The 22675-nt window shown below is 41.8% G+C and carries 16 protein-coding genes; 10 read left to right on the plus strand and 6 right to left on the minus strand.

The features are described from left to right. Nucleotides 1-88: 88 nt before the first annotated feature. Nucleotides 89-811 (minus strand): DsbA family oxidoreductase, encoded by a 723-nt coding sequence (locus F597_RS0106700; RefSeq protein WP_019538956.1) that lies wholly within the window; start codon nucleotides 809-811, stop codon nucleotides 89-91. Nucleotides 812-1130: 319 nt separating this feature from the next. Here F597_RS0106700 and F597_RS0106705 point away from each other — a divergent pair, with 319 nt between their 5' ends. Beyond that, the gene (locus F597_RS0106705) at nucleotides 1131-1682 is read left to right on the plus strand and encodes an RNA polymerase sigma-70 factor (protein WP_019538957.1); all 552 of its coding nucleotides are present in this window, start codon (nucleotides 1131-1133) and stop codon (nucleotides 1680-1682) included. A gap of 64 nt (nucleotides 1683-1746) precedes the next feature. On the opposite strand, the gene F597_RS0106710 is transcribed toward F597_RS0106705, so the two are convergent. Continuing rightward, nucleotides 1747-2289 (minus strand): hypothetical protein, encoded by a 543-nt coding sequence (locus F597_RS0106710; protein WP_019538958.1) that lies wholly within the window; start codon nucleotides 2287-2289, stop codon nucleotides 1747-1749. 324 nt (nucleotides 2290-2613) lie between these two features. On the opposite strand from F597_RS0106710, the gene F597_RS0106715 reads away from it, so the two are divergent. The 6 genes from F597_RS0106715 (at nucleotide 2614) to F597_RS0106740 (ending at nucleotide 13434) form a co-directional block, all read left to right on the plus strand. Then, entirely contained in the window at nucleotides 2614-3639 is a 1026-nt protein-coding gene (locus F597_RS0106715) for a FecR family protein (protein WP_019538959.1), read from the plus strand. A 276-nt stretch (nucleotides 3640-3915) separates the two neighbouring features. Beyond that, nucleotides 3916-7377, plus strand: a complete 3462-nt coding sequence (locus tag F597_RS0106720) for a SusC/RagA family TonB-linked outer membrane protein (RefSeq protein WP_245542004.1) — start codon at nucleotides 3916-3918, stop codon at nucleotides 7375-7377. Between the two features lie 33 nt (nucleotides 7378-7410). Then, nucleotides 7411-9030, plus strand: a complete 1620-nt coding sequence (locus F597_RS0106725) for a RagB/SusD family nutrient uptake outer membrane protein (protein ID WP_019538961.1) — start codon at nucleotides 7411-7413, stop codon at nucleotides 9028-9030. A gap of 119 nt (nucleotides 9031-9149) precedes the next feature. Then, nucleotides 9150-9263, plus strand: a complete 114-nt coding sequence (locus F597_RS23090; protein ID WP_221406096.1) for a RagB/SusD family nutrient uptake outer membrane protein — start codon at nucleotides 9150-9152, stop codon at nucleotides 9261-9263. A gap of 273 nt (nucleotides 9264-9536) precedes the next feature. Continuing rightward, entirely contained in the window at nucleotides 9537-12305 is a 2769-nt protein-coding gene (locus tag F597_RS0106735) for a glycoside hydrolase family 2 protein (protein WP_026327206.1), read from the plus strand. 34 nt (nucleotides 12306-12339) lie between these two features. Next, nucleotides 12340-13434, plus strand: a complete 1095-nt coding sequence (locus F597_RS0106740) for a glycoside hydrolase family 88/105 protein (RefSeq protein ID WP_026327207.1) — start codon at nucleotides 12340-12342, stop codon at nucleotides 13432-13434. A gap of 83 nt (nucleotides 13435-13517) precedes the next feature. On the opposite strand, the gene F597_RS0106745 is transcribed toward F597_RS0106740, so the two are convergent. The 3 genes from F597_RS0106745 to F597_RS0106755 form a co-directional block, all read right to left on the minus strand. After that, nucleotides 13518-16064 carry an ATP-dependent Clp protease ATP-binding subunit gene (locus tag F597_RS0106745; RefSeq protein WP_019538965.1) on the minus strand — a complete coding sequence of 849 codons (2547 nt, stop codon included), beginning with the start codon at nucleotides 16062-16064 and terminating at the stop codon, nucleotides 13518-13520. A 351-nt stretch (nucleotides 16065-16415) separates the two neighbouring features. Then, entirely contained in the window at nucleotides 16416-17543 is a 1128-nt protein-coding gene (locus F597_RS0106750) for an AI-2E family transporter (protein ID WP_019538967.1), read from the minus strand. Nucleotides 17544-17665: 122 nt separating this feature from the next. Next, nucleotides 17666-17896, minus strand: coding sequence for a hypothetical protein (locus F597_RS0106755; RefSeq protein WP_019538968.1), 231 nt, complete (start codon nucleotides 17894-17896; stop codon nucleotides 17666-17668). Nucleotides 17897-18113: 217 nt separating this feature from the next. On the opposite strand from F597_RS0106755, the gene F597_RS0106760 reads away from it, so the two are divergent. The 3 genes from F597_RS0106760 to F597_RS20275 all read left to right on the plus strand — a co-directional run bounded on the left by F597_RS0106760 (nucleotide 18114) and on the right by F597_RS20275 (nucleotide 22098). Beyond that, entirely contained in the window at nucleotides 18114-18869 is a 756-nt protein-coding gene (locus F597_RS0106760; RefSeq protein ID WP_019538969.1) for an SDR family oxidoreductase, read from the plus strand. Nucleotides 18870-18966: 97 nt separating this feature from the next. Further along, nucleotides 18967-21399 (plus strand): S9 family peptidase, encoded by a 2433-nt coding sequence (locus F597_RS0106765; protein WP_019538970.1) that lies wholly within the window; start codon nucleotides 18967-18969, stop codon nucleotides 21397-21399. Between the two features lie 123 nt (nucleotides 21400-21522). Next, entirely contained in the window at nucleotides 21523-22098 is a 576-nt protein-coding gene (locus F597_RS20275; RefSeq protein WP_019538972.1) for a pyridoxamine 5'-phosphate oxidase family protein, read from the plus strand. On the opposite strand, the gene F597_RS0106780 is transcribed toward F597_RS20275, so the two are convergent. Continuing rightward, on the minus strand, nucleotides 22085-22615 hold the full coding sequence (locus F597_RS0106780; protein WP_019538973.1) for a DUF192 domain-containing protein: 531 nt from the start codon (nucleotides 22613-22615) through the stop codon (nucleotides 22085-22087). The genes F597_RS20275 and F597_RS0106780 overlap by 14 nt on opposite strands. Nucleotides 22616-22675: the final 60 nt, after the last annotated feature.

Genomic DNA, 22675 nt, shown 5'->3' on the forward strand with positions numbered 1-22675 from the left:
TATATGCTTCATTGAAAAGTTAGTAAAGACCTGTAGGTCTTATTCCATTGTGTGCAAAGATACCATAATCCTTTCAAACATGAAAAAATTAAATCTCGCACATCCCGTCTGCGTCACATGACTTACCTCTGGTCACTTCCGGTCCCGGCGAAGTATCCTTTTCTGTCCGGTTTTTCCAGTCACTATATGCTTTGTTCAGCACTTTTACAAACAGATCTACCGGTTCCGAGCCTATAACAGCCTGCCGCCTGTCCATCAGAAAAGTGGGTACGGTATCAAACCCAAGATTGGCCGCTTCCTGCATATCTTGCTTTATATCATAGAGATAGTCGTTACTGTCCAACATGCGGCGTATCTCTTCTTCCTCTAAACCCGCCTCTTTCCCGATAGAGACAAGCAACTCCCAATCGCTGTAATCCTTAGCTTCTTCGAAATAAGCTTTCGACAGTTTTCCCAGGACAACGGAATCCAGTTTCTTTTCTGCTGCCAGTTTGATTAATCTGTGTGCGTCACGTGTATTGGCAGCAATTGCGTTGGGGAGAGCAAATGGAATACCTGCCTCGTCAGCCAGCCGCTTGATTCCGGCAAACATATTATCTACATTTTCTTCAGAATATCCTGCCATTTCCGTTAAGTATTGCTTGACAGGGATACCCTTCCCTTTGTCCGGAAGGTTGGGGTTGAGCTGATATGCTTTCCATTCGAGAGTCACTTCATTGGCATGATCAAACTGCCGGAGTGCCTTCTCATAATGTATTTTGCCGATATGGCAATAGGGACACATGATATCTGTCCATACTTCTATCTTCATTTTGATCTTATGTTATCGTTTCTGTGATTAAAGTAAACAAGTTTTCCGCTGTTTTGTTTAACAGGTTGTATGTGTTTATCCATATCAGGTTTTTCGTTAAGCGACATACAGAAGATGAATTTTCTTGTTTAAAGTAAACTTGCCGAAGATGACTTTTATTTATTTTTTATACTTTTGAGGGTTGTTTTAAATCGATGTTAATGTTTACGGCAGACTATTCAACCCGCTTTGACAGGAAATACCCACAGGACAGTCCTGTGCCTGATGTCTTTAACAGCAATGAAAGTTTCACTTTGGTGGATATCTTTAGAATTCCGAAATGAAAAAGCAAAAAGAAGATCAAGGTATTTTTACAGAATATTTTAAAGCTTTTTACCTGCAATATGCCGGAGATCTGGTCTTTTTTGCCCGGCAGTTTGTAGATGCCCATGCAGCGGAGGATATTGTCCACGATATTTTCCTTAAGATATGGGATAAAAGGTCGACGATCATTGTGGAAGAAAATATCAGAAATTACCTTTTGTCTATGGTTCAACATGCCTGTTACGATTATTTGAAACATCAACAGGTGGAGGACACTTTTATGAATAAAGCTGTTCAACAGATTAAGCTGGACGAACTAAAATATTACGAATCGCCGAAAGACTATTTATGGGATAAAGACAAAATAGAAGCTGTTTATGCTTCTATTGAAAAACTACCGTCCAAACGCAGGGAGATTTTTAAGAAGGCCTATCTCGAAGAAAAAAAGCATACCGATATTGCCGAAGAATTGGATATTTCGGTCAGAACGGTAGAGACACATGTCTATAAAGCCCTGAAATTTCTTCGGGATAGTCTGATTACTTTTCTCTTTCTTTCCTTTTTTTGATATAAAATTTTTACTTTTCACACGATTATTTTATTTTTTATATTTTTGATATGCTCGTTTCGTATTAATATACAGTGATCTTAATCCCAGGTGTATGACCGGAGATATCGGTAAGTTTACCGTTGAAAAAACTATATTCGAAACGGGTGTTGCCGATACGTGATATTTTTCCCGTATGGAAATCATATTCTATCGGGTAATCGCCGATCTTCTTGACTTTGTCGGTATGAAAATCATATTCGATAGTGTATCCGCCGATTTTTTTCACCCGCTCGGTGTGAAAGTCGTACTCGATTTCGTGGCGACCTATTCGTTTTAATTTCCCATTCATTTTATCATACAGCCTTTGCCCGTTCGTCAAAATAGAAAAATCTTCTAATTGACCGTTGTTTAAGAAAATCATAATTTCTTCTCCTATGAGGATACGGGCTTTTTTCCCGCTTTCTCCCGTCGCCTGCGGATGGTGTTCGGGGATATGCAGATATTCCCATGTCCCGTCCCTGTGAAGGATGACCCTTCTGCCATCTTCGGTTACGGCATATTGCTGTGCGTATGTCGATGGAATGTAAACGATGGTTGATAAGACTAAAAGTAATAATAGTTTCATAATTCAAAAATACAGTATAATATTGAGAAAATAAAGGGATTCCCCCAATTATTGTAAAAATCGATTAATGACTAATATATATATTATACACTCTCATTATTTATTTTTTATATAAAAATTTTTCAAAAATAATACGTAGTTCACTTTTAACAATCGTATATATAATATAATCAGAAATACTCTAAATTTGATGATACAATTCAATTACTTAGATTATCAATCTGTTTTGGCAAAGCAACTGACGATAAATTGAAACCAGGAAACTTGTTGATTTCTGGTGAGTTATGACGAAAGAACAAAGAGTTCGACAAAAAGATATAACCAATGAATGAAGACGTTCCGGGAATAGTAGTACGTGTGCTTCAAGGGAACCAGACTGAGGATGATATGCAGGTTTTCCTGCAATGGTATCATACTTCGCAGGAAAATAAAGATAATTTCTTCCAATTAAAACATATTTATGAGCTTCGTAAAGGAGTGAAAAAACCTGATGTAATAGAAATGGAGGCAAGTTGGGATCGTTTATGGGAAAAACTTAAGAAACAATCCGCAACACATATTTCATCATCAGAAACAAATCAGGGTAAGCGTTATATCAGCATCGTACGCTATGCAGGAGTGGCTGCGGTTGCTATTTTACTGATGGTTGTTGGGGTCCGTTTCTTTTACAAGGGGCATGATCAGATAGTATGGGTTGAGGTCAGAACCGGAGCCAAAAGTGAGCCACAAACCATCCGGTTATCTGATGGATCCATCGTTCGGTTGAATGCTTCTTCCCTGTTTCGGTATCCGGAAAAGTTTGGTAGAGGAGAAAGAGAAGTATATCTGGATGGAGAAGCATATTTCAGTATAACGAAAGATGACCGGCATGATTTTATCGTTCATACCGATAAACAGCGGATCAATGTGTTGGGTACCGAATTTAATGTTTTTGGCTATTCTTCCGACCCCTATACAATTACAACTCTGGTGAACGGAAAAGTGAAATTAGGGACATATGATAACGAAGGCAACCTGAAAAATGAAGTTATGATGTATCCGAATCAGCAGATCTATTTTGACAAGCAGTCTTATCAAACGACTCTGTCGGAAGTAAATACATTGGACGCTACATCATGGATGAAAGGTATTTATTCTTTCAGAGACGCTCCATTAGAGGAAATAGCCCGTCGTTTGGAGAAGATATACGGTGTTACCATTATTATTCCGGATGAAGTGGATAGGAAGGAAGAATATACGGGAAAGTTCTTTGCCCATCAGACGAAGGAAGAGATTGCAAATGTCCTTAATTTCAAAAGACAATTCCGGTTACAGTTCAGTGATGATACGATCTTTCTTCAGAAAAGATGATCATCATAATTCAAAATAGATTAATAACTTATAAAAAACAAATGCCTATGAGAGAACCCTGAAATAATAAATAAAGCCAGGAGACTGCGCCAACAGTATCCCGGCCCATAATTCGTTTTCAATTAATTAAATCACCTCTATTGTCTCACAAGCAACAGTAGAATACTATTTTTTAATTCATCAAAAACGCACTATTTCTTGCCATGGCAGAGCTCAAGCAAGCTTGGCTCTGCTCATTTGGCTTAACGAAATAGTTCATCAAAAACATGCAAAGATATGAATAAATTAACAGATTCCCTATGGAGAAAAAGATCTTTAACCGTGATGTTCATTTTTGTCTTTCTGATTACCGGCAATTTTAATGGTTTTGCCGGTGATTATGTCCAAAATGAAAAACTATCGGTAAAGATGCAGCAGGCAACCTTTGACGAGATTGTTTCTGCTATTGAGAATCAGTCCGATTACGTGTTTTTTTATAAAAGCAGTGATGTGGACCGCAACATTCACTATGATGTAGACCTGGAAAACCGGAATATCCATGAGATACTGGATCAGTTAATGGAAAATTCTTCACTTACCTATAGAATATCCGGAAAGTATATTTTTATTGATAAAAAAGAGATAAGAAAGGATAACGAGGCGGCGAATAAGGTGAATACTGTACTCCAGCAAAGAAAGCAGGTCACCGGAACAGTTACTGATGAACAGGGTGAAGCTATAATTGGAGCCAACATCGTTGAACAGGGTACAAATAACGGTACAGTTACTGATATAGACGGACGCTTTTCGTTACTGGTAGAGAATGAAAATGCTACCATCCGTATCTCTTATATCGGATATATAGAGCAAGAAATCAGTGTCGCCGGTAGAAGTTCCATTGAAGTAACATTGCAGGAAGACACACAAGCACTGGACGAGCTGGTGGTTGTTGGTTACGGATCTATACGTAAGTCTGATGTGACGGGCTCTATCTCTACAGCCAAAGGTTCTGACATTATTAAGAGTCAATCATTCAATGCTTTGGAAGGATTGAAAGGAAAAGCTGCAGGTGTGAATATCTTTTCCAACACGGGACAACCAGGAGGTGAGATGCGTGTTATCATCCGCGGTATTTCTACGATCAATGCTTCGGCTGATCCTTTATATGTGGTAGATGGTGTGGTTATGTCTAATTTCCAGTTCCTTAATCCAAATGATATCGAGTCGATTGAAGTGTTGAAAGATGCTTCGTCCGCAGCTATATATGGTGCTCGTGGAGCTAATGGTGTTATACTTGTAACCACTAAGCGTGGAGGAAATACCGGATCGAGTGCACGTATCTCTTATGATGGTTCCTTGTCTGTCAGTACAATGGCAAGATACATGGACGTGATGGACTCTAATGAATGGATGGCTGCATTCAAGCAGGGATTAGAAAATGCCAATGCTTGGCAGGGCCGGAATTTTGATACAGACTTGTCGAAGATTTTTACAGATCCACGTCTATTCAATTCAGATGGATCGCCTAAATACAATACAGATTGGCAGCGAGAATCATCCCGTACGGCTATTTCTCATAACCATCAGCTTAGTATTCAGCGTGGTGGTGGGGCCTCGTCAGTTGGAGCATTTTTAAATTATACTGATCAACAGGGGATTCTTCACAATTCTTATATGAAACGTCTGAATGCTAAACTGGCGTATGATGATAAACCTACCAAATGGTTATCTACCGGCGTCAATTTGTTAGTAAACCATACATGGGCAAATAGAACTTCAGACAATCCTTATGGGCAGGGTGCTGCGCGTACCATGGTGGAAGCATCACCTTTCATCCCCGTGATGCTGGATGGGGTATATATGCAATCGAATGATGTGCAGACGACATCCATCTTAAGAGATAAAGATAATCCAAATAGTGGTTTGCAAGGTTTTAGTCCTGAGGGAGTTGGTAATCCTGTTGAGTTGCTTAAACGAATGGTCGCCAACCAATATAGAACACAGGTTTTTGGTAATGCAGGTTTGACTTTTCATCTGACAAAAGATCTTGAATTGAAAACGCAATTTGGTATTGACTATCAGAATAACCGTAATGCAAATTATACACCGTTTATGCCACGCCCATTGATCAATCAAAGTGCGAATGATGGAGCCGCTTCCGCGAATACCTCAAGTTCAATTTATTGGCAAGAAGAGACATTCCTGACCTATAATAAGGATATTGGTAAGCATTATATAAATGCTATGGCGGGTGTTTCATGGATAGAAAGTACTTATACTTACTTTAGTGCTTCTGATAGGGTATTTAGTGATGATTTCTATGGCTATTATAATTTGGGATCCGGAACAGAGCGTCCCTCTGTTGATAGTGATCACGACAGATGGGCTATGAATTCCTATTTCTTACGTGGAGTATATTCTTATGATAGTAAGTATATGGCTACTATAACAAGCCGTTGGGACGGTTCTTCGAAATTTGGGGCAAATAACAAATACTCTTTCTTCCCTTCTATTGGTTTGGGGTGGATGATGTCTAACGAAGATTTTCTTAAGGATCACCCGGTGATTAGTAGATTAAAACCTCACACTTCTTATGGAATTACTGGTAACTCCGAGATAGGAACTTATTCATCGTTAGCCACTATCGGTCAGTCGACAACAATCATTGGAGAAGAGTTGAAAACAGTATCCTATATGTCACGCATGCCTAATCCTGATCTGAAATGGGAGAGGACTAGTCAATGGGATGTTGGGGTAGAGCTGGGACTGTTCAATAACCGAGTCAGCTTGGAGGCTTCCTATTACTATAAATATACTACTGACCTTTTGTTGAGCCGCCCATTGCCGAGATCCACCGGTTTTTCATCTATCACAGACAATATTGGTGAGGTATCCAATCGCGGATTAGATATATTAATTAATGCATATCCGATTCAGACGCATGATTTCCAGTGGAACAGTACCCTTAACTTAAGTTTCAATAAAAACCGTGTAGAGAAATTAGATGAGAGTTCTGCGGTTGATCAGATTACAGGTAAACGCCAGATACTGCTTGATGGTTTTGTCGGTTATGAAATGTTGATCCGTGAAGGAGAGGAACTTTCTACATTCTACGGCTATAAACGTGCCGGTATTTATGATGGTGTTCCCGGTAACTGGGATCCTGAAACAATGAATGTGCCTTCTACCATTGGAGAAAAGGTTACTTATAAACAACGTGAAATCCTTGGTAATGGTTTGCCCGATTGGATGGGGTCATTTATCAATACTTTCAATTATAAGGGATTTGACCTGACTGTAGATTTGCAATTTTCATTTGGAGCAGAAGTTATGCAGGAATATTTCCACTCTGCTGAAGGGCGTTTCCTTACCAGCGGTTTAGATCGTCTCTGGAAAGATGCATGGCATCCTACAAACAATCCTAATGGAACAGCACAGGCCATACGTTTGGCAAACTTTGGGATGGGAAATAATGCCAATGCTGATGATACTTGGGTAGCCGATGGCTCCTATCTTCGTGGTAATCTGATTCAGTTGGGTTACACATTCAATCCGACAATTCTTCGTAAAGCAGGTTTTTCTGCGTTACGCCTGTACGGAAGTGTGAACAACGCTTTCCTGATTACTTCGTCCGACTATCTGGGATACGATCCTGATAACTCCTCCCGTTTGGGTGGTAATAAATGGGGGACCAACCGTCAGTTCTTTACCTATCCTCGTGCAAGAACATTTACTTTTGGTCTTAATGTATCATTTTAATTCATGGTTATAAAATTAAAAAAATATTATCCTATGAAATTACATAAAAAAAATATATATGTCCTTTGCATGGTTGCAGTATCATTGCTGATCAGTTCATGCAACAGCTTCTTGGAAGAAAATCCGCTGGATGTAAAAGATGCCGGTCAATTCTGGCGAACTGAAGCAGATGCCCAAACCGGGGTTAATGCACTCTATTTCGGTGGAGTTCCTTATTTGCATAATATCGATGTGGATGGTGGATGGACACCCAAAGCCACTATGTGGGGGGGAGTTGCGTCCGGGTTATTTGTTGATAAACGTAAAGACCGTACATTTACTAACGCATCAGAAGGTGGCAACTTTAATGTGGAATCATTTGATGCCACTTCACAGAAGATATGGACCGAGTTTTATATTGGCATCATGCGTGCCAATTTTGTGATTGCCAATATTCCGAATATGACCGATGTGTTGAGCAGTGAGCAAATCAGCAATTTTGTTGCACAAGGTAAGTTTTTCCGTGCATATGCCTATTTCTATCTAGTGAAAGAATTTGGAGATGTTCCCTATATTGATTTTCCCTATACTTCGTTAGACGGTATCTATCAGGAACGTGTTCCTTCAGCACAGATATACCAAAATATTGAAGCAGATTTGTTAAGTGTTATGGATGCATTGCCTAATGTTGCGTTTTACGACAATGGAGGTTATGCGACCAGGCCTATGGCACAAACATTACTGGCACAAGTGTATTTGCAATGGGCTGGTGCTCCTGTCAATGGTGGAAATGAATATTATACGAAAGCTGCCAATATGGCTATTAATGTGGTGAATGGAGGACAACATGCCCTAATCCATCCTAATGGAACTACCTCCGACCTCAATTCTGCATACAACATCATTAAAACCACAAAATCATCAAATGAGATCATTTATGCTAAAGAGTATAACCAGACCAGTTTGAATGTGGGTAACTCTTATGCAGTACGTTCAATTGGAACGGATGCTTTCCAATGGGGTATTTTCAAACCCGGAGGAGATGTTCTCTACAACGCTTATTTGCCTTGTGACATGATTATCAATAGTTATCATTCCTCAGATATTCGTGGTATGGAGAAGCAATTTTTCTTTAGGGAATACACCTTTAGTTTAGATGGGGAGACTGTTACCCGCACATTGGATAATGTCGGAAATTGGGCATGGTTTGATGAAGGATCTTTGATTAACGGTAGAAATGGTGATTATAACATGCCTAGCTTCCGTTATGCAGAGGTGTTATTGATTGCGGCTGAGGGTCTTGCAAGGACTGGGAATGATGCAGAAGCTAGAGGGTATCTCAATCAAGTGCGGAAACGTGCAGGATTGGCTGATGAGACTGCAAGTGGGGATGCATTGGTACAGGCTATTCTGACTGAACGTCTCCATGAGTTCCCATTGGAATTTAAGATATGGGATGACATTCGTCGTACCCGCTTATATCCCGAAGCAGATGGAATGCAGTCCGGTAAACTGAGATGGGTTCCGTTGGCATCTGCAGCGATTCAAAATAAACCTGATGGAAGTACCCGAGTTGGTGCTATTCCGGAGCATGCGCTGTTATGGCCCATTCCGTTATCTGAGATGCAAGCTAACCCTTCTCTGGAAGGACATCAGAATCCAGGATGGAACTAATCACTTTCTCTTAAAAGAAAGGTATTTGGTTTCCCGAATAACCTGATTTAATTGAACCCCAAAAGTTGCTTATGACTTTTGGGGTTTTTGGTTCTTCCGTGATAGCTCCAAGGAATCTGATGACTACGCGTATTAAAAAATACAAAGTAGAAGAGAAACATTATGTTTTCCCGATTCCTCAAAATGAATTGGATGCTAATCCTAATTTGGTACAAAATAGTTTGTATAAATGATAATTATATTTTAGACCACAGAGTAAAAGATTATTGGATTTTTCATTCTGTGGTCTAAGATTTTATGTATTTTCGTGTTATGAAACGGGCTAGAGGTGGATAGGTGATAAGGTGGACAGGTGGATAAATTTCATGATTTGGTAATTAGTAATTGACAATTGATAATGGTGATTGGTTGTTAGCCACTTATCATATCAACATCCCACATCTCACATCCCACATCCCAAATTCTATATCCTGTATCTTGATTCTTATGTCTAAAATTTTAATCGCATGAAACGATTTATTTTATTGTGTATAAGTTTATTAACTTTTTTCTCTTATGGCCAGCAAACAGAATCCCTGTATCTGTCCGGTACAGGAAGTGACAATACCGTCTTGTGGGATTTTTTCTGTACCGCAGGTCACAAAAGCGGAGAATGGACTAAGATCCCGGTTCCCTCTAATTGGGAATTCGAAGGTTTTGGTCAGTTTACTTATGGACATGATAAGGAACGTATAAATGAAACAGGCATATACCGCCATCAATTTGTGCTGCCGGAAACATGGAGGGAGAAACAAATTAATATTGTATTTGAAGGAGTAATGACAGATACCGAGGTGAAGATCAACGGACAAACTGCGGGCGAAATTCACCAGGGAGGCTTTTATTGTTTTAAATACAATATTACGGATTTACTGAAGTTTGGTAAAGATAACCTTCTTGAAGTTACTGTTCATAAATCGTCTTCGAATGAATCTGTAGAGAATGCTGAACGAAAGTCGGACTTTTGGGTATATGGAGGAATATATCGTCCGGTGTGGTTAGAGGCGCTTCCGAAAGAGCATATTGACCGTGTTGCTATTGATGCAAGAGGCGATGGGACTTTTCAGATTGATGTTTTCCTTAGTGGCAATATACAGAACTCACAGGTTACGGCCCAGGTTAAAACTTTGGATGGTAGATTATTTGGTAATGCCGTAACTGCTCATACTGACAGAATCGGCATAACCCGTTTGTCCGGTGTATTTGATAACCCTAAATTATGGTCTTCCGAATTTCCTGAAAGATATCAGGTAGAAGTCTCATTAATCAGGAACGGAAAAAGTATACACACTGTTACGGAAAAGTTTGGTTTTCGAACGGTAGAATTGCGTCCGGGCGATGGTTTTTATATAAACGGAACCAAAATAAAGTTTAAAGGAGTCAACAGGCATACACACTGGCCGACCACAGGCAGAGCAACGAACTATTCTATCAGTTTAATGGATGCCTTACTGATAAAGGAAATGAATATGAATGCTGTCAGAATGTCGCATTACCCTCCCGACCGGCATTTTCTCGATATATGTGATTCCCTGGGACTCTATGTTATTGATGAACTTACCGGATGGCAGTCCATGTATGACACTGAAGCAGGAAAAAAACTCGTGCGGGAGTTAGTTATCAGGGACGTGAATCATCCGAGTATTGTCATGTGGGCAAATGGCAATGAAGGCGGATTTAATTTCGATCTGGTACCGGAATATCCCAGATTCGATATTCAAAAACGGCATGTTTTCCATCCCTGGCTTGAGGAAGAATATACTAACACATATCACTATCCTGCATACGGAATAGGAACTCATTTTTTGTTCAATGGAAATAAATTGTTCTTTCCGACCGAGTTTATGCATGGTTTGTATGACGGTGGACATGGGGCAGGATTGGATGATTTTTGGAATCTTATGCAATTCAATCCTTTAAGTGTCGGTGGTTTTTTATGGGATCTGGTAGATCAAGGCATTGTACGAAATGATAGAGACAACGAGATGGACACCGATGGCAACCACGCTGCAGATGGTATTGTAGGTCCCTTTCGCGAAAAAGAAGGTAGCTTTTATGCCATTAAAGAGATTTGGTCGCCCATTTACCTGGAAGGAACAACATTTCTGCCTCTTACCTTCGACGGTGTTTTCAGGGTACAGAACCGTTATCATTTTACAAACCTGAATCAATGTACTTTTACGGCAAAATGGATTAAATTCGATTATATTGCCGGTATAAAGAAAGAACTGGCAGCAAATGTTTCCGTACCGGATATTCCACCGGGTTTCAATGGATTGATAAAAATTTCGGTTCCGGAAAATATTTCCGATTATGATGCTTTATATTTGACCGCTACGGATATTTATGGCCGAGAGATCTATACCTGGACGAAAACGATTACCCCTGCTTATCAATACGCTTCAAGATTAATTGAAAAAGAGAATAACATTGTTGAGCAGGAAGAGCGGAATGATGAGATCATATTTAGCTGTAATGATGCCAGGCTTGTAATAGATCGGACAAATGGACTTATTCACCTGATCGAGGTCAAAGGTCAACGATTATCTCTTAAAAATGGTCCGAGATATACCAACGGTAATATGGTCCTGAGTAAACTAAATAAAGTGGTTGAAGATAATCTTGAGAAGATACAATTGATCTTTAAAGATGAAAATAGTAGCCGACAGAGTAAGCGAAATGTGATTACCTTGTCATTGTTACCTTCAGGATGGATTGAGATTGATTATTCATTTGATATCGGTGGTTATCATGATCATATAGGGATCACATTTGATTATCCGGAGGATAAGGTAAAGCATATCAAGTGGCTGGGGAACGGGCCTTACAGGGTTTGGAAAAACAGAATGAAGGGAGTTTCTTTTAATATCTGGGAAAAAGACTATAACAATACTGTTACCGGAGAATCATGGGAATATCCTGAGTTTAAGGGATTTCATTCTAACCTTTATGCGGCAGACCTTACTACGGATGAAGGAGTCATACGAATAGTGGCTGCATCCGAAGATTTGTTTCTTCATTTGTTTACTCCTGACAATCCGATGAAGCGTAATAACGATAATACGCTGGGTAAGTTTCCGGACGGACAGCTGTCCGTACTCAATGCGATCAGTCCGGTAGGAACAAAGTTCAAGCAAGCTGGAGATCTCGGGCCGCAGAGCCAGCCAAATTACTTTTTGAGTTCCGGGCACGCTGAACCATTGAGAGGAAAAATCTATCTAAAGTTCATTCCTTGAGATATATAAACATCCAAATATAAACTAACTGAAAATGAAGAAAATTCTATTTTTTATTGGAGGGATATTGTTATCCATATCCTGTATTGCACAAAACGCGGGGACTGTTTTTAGCCCTGAATCGATCAGAAATACAATGAATAAAACGGCAGAGTGGCAAATCAGGCATCCCCGCCATGCTCCGAATGACTGGACAAACGGTGCTTTTTATGCCGGGTTGTTTGCCGCCTGGGAGACAACAAAATCGCAAACAATCTACGACGCAATGATGGCGATGGGAAATGACTCGACGCAATGGCGTCCGTACAGGCGTTGGTATCATGCAGATGATATCGCTATCTCTCAGACCTATATAGATCTATACAGGATTGAGAAGCGACAGGAGATGATTCAGCCTACCATCGACACACTTTCGATCTTATTTAAGAATCCCTACCCGCATAGAGGAATTGAGGTGATTAAATGGTGGTGGTGCGACGCCCTGTTTATGGCTCCTCCTGTTTTAGTGAAATTAGGGAAGACATTAAATGATCCGGTTTATTACCAATACAATGATCAATATTTTAAGGAATGCTATGATCTGTTGTATAATAAGGAAGAAAAGCTTTTTGCCCGTGATTTGAATTATGTGATCAAGAACGATGGTAAAGATAGATATGAAGCTAACGGAAAACGTATTTTCTGGTCCCGTGGAAACGGCTGGGTCATGGGAGGCCTGGTAAGGATTCTAAAGGAATTACCGGAGGATTATCCGGAGCGTCCTTTCTATGAAGAGTTATTCAAGGAGATGGCAGAACGTATATTATCTCTCCAACAAGCGGATGGATTATGGAGAGCCAGTTTGCTCGATCCGGATTCGTACCCGGGTGGAGAAGTAAGCGGTTCCGGATTTTTCTGTTATGCGTTAGCCTGGGGGGTAAATAATGGTTTATTGGATAGTAAGACCTACAAACCCGCCATAGAGAAATGTTGGATAGCTTTGAATAACTGTGTGAACGAAGAAGGCCGTGTAGGGTGGGTACAACCTATCGGAGCAGATCCCCGCAAGAACTTTGATGAAGACAGCTGGGAAGTGTATGGTACCGGAGCATTTTTACTGGCAGGAAGCGAAGTGATTAAACTGCGCTAAGTTGACCTTATCGCTCATTTTATAGATTACGACGCTTACGGAATGTGATTGGATCACAATTAAAAAAGAAAAAGTGGAATGTACTATTCCACTTTTTCTTCTACTTTCATAACCACCTTCTGGTTTTCATCGTCAAAATCTACCAGAACGGTTTCACCTTCTTTCATACCGGTGCGGATAATCATTTCTGCCATTTCGTCTTCGATGTATTTCTGGATAGCCCGTTTTAGCGGACGTGCTCCGAACTGTACGTCGTATCCTTTATTGGCAATAAACTCTTTCGCCGACTCAGTAAGGACAACAGTGTATCCGAGATCCCCGATGCGTTTATAGAGGCCTTTCAACTCAAGATCGATAATCTTGTAGATCGACTCTTTGCTCAACTGGTCGAACATCACGATATCGTCTACCCTGTTCAGAAATTCGGGTGCAAATGCCTTGTTCAGCGCTTTCTGAATGATGCTCCGCGAATATTCGGCATCAGTCACATCGTGATTGGTATTGAACCCGATACCACGGCCGAAATCTTTCAACTGCCGCGTTCCGATATTGGAGGTCATGATCAGGATTGTATTCTTGAAATCGATCTTGCGTCCGAGGCTGTCCGTCACATGTCCTTCATCCAGTATCTGAAGCAGGATATTGAATACGTCGGGGTGCGCTTTTTCGATCTCGTCGAGCAACACGACGGAATAGGGTCTGCGGCGTACTTTTTCGGTAAGCTGTCCGCCCTCTTCATATCCCACATATCCCGGAGGGGCTCCCACGAGACGCGATACGTTGAATTTTTCCATGTATTCGCTCATATCGATGCGGATAAGATTCTCGGACGAATCGAACAGGAACTCTGCCAGCTTCTTGGCCAAATGCGTTTTTCCTACCCCCGTAGGGCCGAGGAACATGAACGTGCCGATGGGTTTGTTGGGATCTTTCAGTCCTACCCGGTTCCGCTGGATGGCTTTGACGATTTTGTCCACAGCATCATCCTGGCCGATCACCTTGCTTTTCAGTTCGTCGCGCATTTCCAGCAGTCTCTGCCCTTCCGCTTGTGCGATACGTTGTACCGGCACACTCGAGATCATTGCCACTACTTCAGCGATTTTTTCTTCATCGACGATCTCCGGCTTTTCTTTGATCTCTTTCTGCCAACGTTCCTCTTCCGCTTCAAGTGCCAGTAATAACTGCCGTTGTTTGTCGCGATAGCTGGCTGCCAACTCATATTTTTGCGCTTTTACCGCATCGGTTTTCTGCTGTTCCACCTCTTTCAACTCCTCTTCAAGTTGTTCGATGGTCTTAGGTATCACTATATTGGAAATATGTACCCGGGCTCCGGCTTCATCGAGTGCATCGATCGCCTTGTCGGGAAAAGTCCGGTCGGAAACATAACGATCTGTCAGTTTCACGCATGCCTGCAGTGCCTCGTCGGTATAGCGCACATTGTGATGCTCCTCATACCGCTCCTTGATATTTCGCAGTATCTGCAGTGTCTCTTCCGGAGTGGTGGGATCCACTATCACCTTCTGGAACCGGCGTTCCAATGCACCGTCTTTCTCAATATTCTTCCTGTATTCATCAAGGGTAGTGGCTCCGATACATTGTATCTCACCCCGTGCCAGAGCTGGTTTTAACATATTGGCTGCATCCAGCGATCCGGCAGCACCACCGGCACCTACAATAGTATGAATCTCATCGATAAAGAGGATGATGTTCGGGTTCTTCGACAGTTCGTTCAATATCGCTTTGATACGCTCTTCGAACTGGCCGCGGTACTTGGTTCCCGCAACGATCGACGCCATATCGAGAGCGATCACCCGTTTGTCGAATAGTGCGCGGGAGACTTTCTTCTGCGTAATACGCAATGCCAGTCCGTCTACAATGGCCGATTTACCCACACCGGGATCACCGATGAGTACCGGATTATTTTTCTTGCGACGACTGAGGATCTGCGCAATGCGTTCAATCTCCTTTTCCCGTCCGACTACCGGATCGAGACGGTTTTCCAACGCAGCGCGGGTGATATCCGTCCCAAAATTATCGAGTACGGGAGTATCAGATCCACTGCTTTTTGTCTGCGAAGAGGAGCTTTGACCTCCTCCCGGATTGAACGGATATTTTTCGTTCGCATCTTCGTCATCGTCGTCGGTGAAATTCGCTCCTGCAGAGGGTGATTGTCCGTCCCCATCTTCAGTCCGGTTGTCAAGAATACTTTTTATATAGAGAAACGCACTTGAATAATCGAGCTGAAATTGTGTGAGGATATCATTTATCAATGTACTTTTTTCTTTCAGCAGCGCCAACAGAATATGTTCGGAATCGGTCTCCCGACTCTTGGTAAGACGCGCTTCCAGAATACTCATTTTTAATGCTTTTTCCGTATTCTTATTAATTACGAGTTCATTGGTTCCATCATAAGGCTCCTGAGTAGCACGTACGTGCGAATCGATATAATCTTTCAGCACATGCAGATCGATATCGAAATCCTGGAGCACCTGAATAGCTAATCCGTCGCCATCGCGAAGGATGCCGAGCATAAGATGTTCAGGCCCTATATAATTGTTCTGGAGCCTTCCCGCTTCTTCCCGGCTGTAAGCCATGATGTCTCTGACCCGTTGTGAAAAATTGCTATCCATATATTTTTATTCCCTTCTTTAGCTGTGTATCGACTACAAATATAGTCTTTTATTTTAAATCGAATAAAATTTTTTGAGGGTCATATAAAAAATTAATCACTCATTTATAATGACCATTCCATATAGAGTTGCAAAAACAGTGCCAAAGAAAAGATTTACTGATTTATTGATCCCGATAAATCGGGACAAGTATTGATGAAGAACCAATGTGCTAATCCCGACCAATAGGAATAACCTGTCCCGATAGATCGGGAAGTAGTGAATAATAAGGGAAAAGGATAATGCGCTTCGAGCAATAAACACGATAGCGAATTTCATTTTTCACTTTTTACTTTCAATTTTGTAATTGAATCAATCAGTCCCGGGTACATTTCCCTTTTTCTTTTTGGGTTTGACCGATTCATACATCGGAATTTTCACCTTCCGGGATTTAATGCGTGTGGTAACACGGGGTTCTGCTTTTGATCCCGGTATATATTCGTGTCGGAACATGTTGAAGAACAGTATGAAAAGGGAAAGCAACAGCGGTCCGAAGATAACTCCCCAAAACCCGAACATGGGAATCCCTATAAGTACTCCGAATACGGTGATCAACGGATGGATGTCGGCCAGCTTTTTTTGCAGTAAGAAACGGGCAACATTATCCACGCCTCCAATAATAAACATACCATATATAAGTAATGCGATACCGTTCACATAATCTCCACCCAGCAGCAGGGTGATCCCTAACGGAACCCAGACAATCATGGTACCTACGATGGGCAGTATGGTGGAAAAAGCAGTAAGAATGGCATATAAAATCGCACTGTCTATACCGAAAAAAAGATACCCCAGGTAGGCAAAAAAGCCCTGGATAATTGCCAGAAGAGGTATTCCTACGGCGTTTGCCTGGATGATCATACGGGTTTCTTCGGCAAGGATCTGCTTATTCTCTTCCTTGAACGGTAAGACTTCCCTGATAGCTGTTTCAAACTCATCGTTATTGAAGAGCATGTAATACAATACGAATAGAATGACAATAACATTGATTATGAACGAGTAGACACTGTTCCCAAGCATTTGCAGGATATTGGACCCTGCTCTCGGTAAAGCGGACAGATTTTCAGGGGTGAATATATTAAATCCCAGTCTTTCTTCTAACCTGTCGACAAATTCGTTGAACTGTATCAGTATTGCTTCCGGGTTAATAGAAATTCCCGACACAGTATCAATCACAAGAAAAGTGAGTCCGGTGAGGGGGAGAAGGATAAAGAAAAGTACTTCCAACACGATGAGCAATGCACTGAGCGACTTTTTGAATTTAAGCTTTTGTGTGAAATATTTCTGTTGCCCGTTCACAAGTACATACAAGGTCGCTGCACCCAGAAACCCACTCATATAGGGACGTGTATGCCTGAAAATGATCAGTCCTAACAGGATAAGAAATCCGATCAGGATATATTTATACCGTATTTCTTTTTTTTCTTGTTCTATCGACATCGGAAATTCTATGAAATTTATAATATATTTGTGTTTATTTAATTAATCCCTTTAATTGTCCCATCCGACTCAATCCTATTCAATCTTAAAATGTTGAATAGTTGAATAAAGATTACGAAAAATTATAGAAAATCTTCCGGTTTTGCAAATCCGCCTTCGATCAGTGCTTCTTTTGCGCTTTCATAATCGGAACTTTTCACCTGCATCTCTATTTCTCCGAGGGTATAAGCCAATCTGTTGGAGGTGAGATTCTTCATATAGGTCTCAATCCCTCTCATTTCCATAAATGATTGGACGATGGGTACATCGGCGGGGAAGGCAAATGTTTTCACCGTAATAAAATGTTCCTCCATAGATAATATTTTTGTGATATGATCTTATTCTCTGATAACGTAAAAGTAGGCTTTTTTGTTTTTGGGAGTAAGGTTTTGTTTATTAAAATAAGGATTATGTTTTTTTTTACACTATTTTTGCACATTAACTACACTTCGTTCCGTTGAACGATGTTTGGCATATTAATAAATTAGCACATTAGTTTATTCTTGATTCCTGGTTCTAAAATTGAATTATATGGAAAAAATAGCGTTAGTAACAGGAGCAACTTCCGGAATTGGAGAAGCTACAGCCCTGAAACTTGCCGGAAATGGGTTCGATATAATAATCACCGGCAGACGGCAGGATAGATTGAATATATTGAAGAATAAACTCGAAGAGAACGGCTCGCATGTGTTGGCTCTCTGTTTCGATGTACGGGACGAGGAGGAAGTGAATGCTGCCCTGGGAAATCTACCCCCGGAATGGCAAAGTATAGATGTATTGGTTAATAATGCCGGTCTGGCTGCCGGTCTGGAGCCGGTTCAGCAGGGTAACAGCATTGACTGGAACCGAATGATCGACACTAACGTAAAGGGACTGTTGTATGTTACCCGTTGCATTTCACAGGGAATGATTTCCCGGAAAAAAGGACATATCATCAATATCGGATCCATCGCCGGAAAAGAGGTTTATCCCAATGGAAATGTCTATTGCGCTACCAAGCATGCCGTGGACGCATTGACGAAAGGGATGCGCTTTGATCTGCTTCCCCATAATATAAAAGTAACGCAGATATGTCCCGGTGCCGTGGAAACGGAATTTTCCATTGTACGTTTTCATGGAGATAAGAGCCGTGCCGATAAAGTGTATGAGGGATATGAGTGTTTAGTCGCCGACGATATTGCAGAGTGTATCTGGTTCGCAGTTTCCCGTCCGCCGCATGTGAATATCAACGATATGGTCGTAATGCCTACAGCACAGGCATCGGCTTCTGTTTTTCATAAAATATAATGAAAGCCGAGAGAAAAACCAAGCTTGCTTGAGTTTTTCCGAGGCGCATCTTATATTCTACAAATATAAACTATGACTAATAAAAAACATATCTATCATGAAACGAATTTGTATCATTTTATTTGTTTTGCTTATGACAACCCGGTTTGTTGAATCGCAGGAAAATATCACCTATCAGGTGCCACCGGCAGAAATTCTGGAACTGGTAGATATCGAGAGAGCGCCGTCAGTCAATATGGACAGTAAAGGTGAGCAGATGTTATTCTTTTACCGGAATACGTTCAAAACATTGTCCGACTTGAATCAGCCTGAAGTAAGGTTGGCAGGACTACGTATCAATCCCGATGCCAATATATCGAGTACCATTACCTATTTTAATAATATCCGCTATAAAAAAACGACTGATAAGGAAATACAGCAAATAGAAGGCTTACCTTCCGAACCACTTATTGCCAATGTCCTTTTTTCGCCTGATGAGACAAAACTTGCTTTTACCAATACGGTGGAAAACGGTGTAGAGTTGTGGATTGCCGACCTGAAAACCTTGCAGGCGAAAAGACTGACGGATGCCGTTGTAAATGCCAATGCCGGATTTCCATACAGTTGGTTCAGTGATGGAACGGGGTTACTGGTAAGGATACTTCCTGAAAACCGGCCTGGATTGATCGATACCCAAAAAGCTTTGCCGGAAGGACCAATTGTGTCGGTCAGCGACGGACAGATATCACAAAACCGTACTTATCAGGACCTGTTGAAAAATCCGGTAGATGAGACTAATTTCGAAACGTTAATGACATCGGAACTCTATAAGATCGGGCTCGACGGATCGAAAACACAATGGAAAGGGGCCGGAATGTATATAGGGCAATTATTTTCCCCGGATGGAAAATATCTGTTGCTGACCACACTTTCCCGTCCGTTCTCATATACCGTTCCTTATTATAGCTTTCCCAATGTCGCGGAGATATACACGACTGAAGGAGATTTCTTAATGAAATTCAATGAACAGCCGTTACTGGATAACCTTCCGATAGGATTTATGGCTACGCAGGAGGGAAAACGGAACATTTACTGGCGTGCCGACAAGCCGTCGACCCTCTATTGGGTGGAGGCACTCGATAAAGGTGATCCGGAAGTGAAAGTCGATTTCCGTGATGAGGTATTCGAACTCGATGCTCCGTTCACCGGTACACCCCGTTCGTTGGTAAAGACCATTAACCGTTACGCAGGTATTACCTGGGGAAACAATGAATACGCTATTCTTCATGACCGCTGGTGGAATACGCGGAATCAGAAGATGTATATTTTTAATCCGTCGGACAACAAACAGGAATCTCGTATCGTTATCGACCGGAACTATCAGAATGTTTATGAGGATCCCGGTTACCCGCAAACTACAAAAAATGCGCTGGGAACCTATACATTGAAAATGGACGGAAATTCGATTTACTTTTTTGGAGACGGTTTCACTGCTGAGGGACAGTTTCCGTTTATCGACGAACTGGATATGAAAACATTGAAAAAGAAACGGATCTATCAGTCTGCCTATACCGATAAAGTGGAAGAGTTAGTCACGTTTGTCGACAGTAAAAAAGGTACGGTGATCACCCGGATTGAATCGCCGACAGAATATCCCAATTATTATATCCGCAATATCAGGAGCAAACGTGCAGCGGAGCCGTTGACCGCCTTTGAAAACCCGTTCAAAAGCATTGAAAATGTCTATAAGGAAGTGATCAGCTATAAACGCGACGATGGGGTAGAACTTACCGGTACCTTATACCTGCCGGTCGGTTATGACAGGGAGAAAAAGGAAAAACTGCCTATGATCATGTGGGCATATCCTACCGAATACAAAGACCGGAGTAGCGCGGGACAAACTACTGCCAATCCCAATTCATTCACCTACCTGTCGTATGGAAATCCTATTTACTGGGTAACACGCGGCTATGCGATCCTTGATGACGCAGCCTTTCCTATCGTGGGAGAAGGAGATGAACAGCCGAACGATACTTTTGTGGAACAACTGGTAGCCAATGCCAAAGCGGCGATAGATGCCGTAGATGCACTGGGATATATCGACCGGGAACGGATTGCCGTCGGCGGTCATTCCTATGGTGCATTTATGACGGCGAACCTGCTTACGCATTCCGATCTGTTTGCGGCAGGTATAGCCCGTAGCGGAGCATACAATCGTTCGCTTACACCGTTCGGCTTTCAGGCGGAAGAGCGGAACTACTGGGTGGCATCCGAAACCTATAATGCCATGTCGCCTTTTATGCACGCAGATAAGATGAAAACACCAATGTTGCTTACCCATGGGGAAAGTGATAACAATTCCGGTACGCACACCATGCAGACCGAGCGCTATTTCCAGGCGTTAAAAAGTTTCGGTGCACCGGTCCGTTTAGTAATCCTGCCGAAGGAGAGCCATGGGTATGCCGCTCGTGAAAACGTACTCCACCTGTTGTGGGAGCAGGATCAATGGCTGGAAAAATATGTAAAAAACAAAGGTAAGAATGATGAGTGATGAGAGGGAGACCGGGGAACTTGGAGACTGGGGAGAGAGGGCGAGTAGGAAGGTAGGAAAAAGGAGAGTGGGAGACGAGGAGATTTGTGGAGTGTAGGAGACTTAGGCGATAAATGATAAAAAATGAGAAGAAAAGATCGTGAAATGGGGCGCGATTGGGGAGTGCAGGTAATCGACCGTACCCCTTTTGCCGTGCTTTCGGTTACCGACACGAATGGTGATCCTTATGCCATTCCTTTATCAGTAGCCAGGGACGGTGAATATCTCTATTTTCATTCGGCAAGGAGTGGAACGAAGGTGGATCTGTTGCAATCACAGCCACTTGTCTGTGTAACATTCGTGACCGATGTGAACGTGCCGGACCTGTTTTCGGATGAGGAACTGGAAGAGATGCGAACGGATGAGGAGAAAGCCGGAGATATCGGGAGTAAGGTATTTACCACCGAATTTGCTTCGGCAATCGTGTATGGTAAGGTTGAACCTGTCACGACCGATGAAGGAAAACGCCGGGCATTGGAGGTAATCTGCCGGAAATATACTCCTGATAAAATGGCATTGTTCGATATGGCTGTCACATCAGGAATGAAACTAACCAATATCTACAGAATTGCCATAGAGCGGATTACAGCCAAACGGAAAAAATATGATTCCGACGGTAAGGAAATGAAATGGGGGAGGGAGGGTGTTATTCCGGGATAACGAATTCTATCCTGTCTCCGGTACGTATACCGTGCCGATTGGTGAATCCCGCATTTACCTCCACTACATAGATAGCCGGTTTCGTAGATGCATAGTTCCACTCTTTTAACGGGGTGGTATTGGCGTGAATGGTCACGATCTCTTTATCCCTATTTACAAAAAGGATATCCAACGGGATGTAAGTGTTTTTCATCCAGAAACTCTGCATTTCTTCCATGCTTTGAATAAACAACATTCCTGCATTTTCCGGAAGGGTACGCCGGTACATTAATCCGCGTGCTCGTAATTGGTCGTTATCGGCCACTTCAATATCGATCATTGCCAGTGTGTCGCCATTCTGCTGACTTGTAAAGAACAGTTCTCCCTGCTTACGGAATGGAATGTCTATTGCTTCGGATTGCGTTGATATTTCCGGTTCGTTGCCGGATCGCTGTAAAAAGTATACTGCCAGACCGACTATTATGATCAATAAAACTATCAAATATACACTTCGGTTGCTTTTTTTCTTTTTTGACATACTTTTCTTATGGTTTTGTTTTTAGCCATAACCGTTTTTGCAACGGACTCTACCAGAGAT

This window comes from Proteiniphilum acetatigenes DSM 18083 (genome assembly GCF_000380985.1).
GTDB lineage: Bacteria > Bacteroidota > Bacteroidia > Bacteroidales > Dysgonomonadaceae > Proteiniphilum > Proteiniphilum acetatigenes.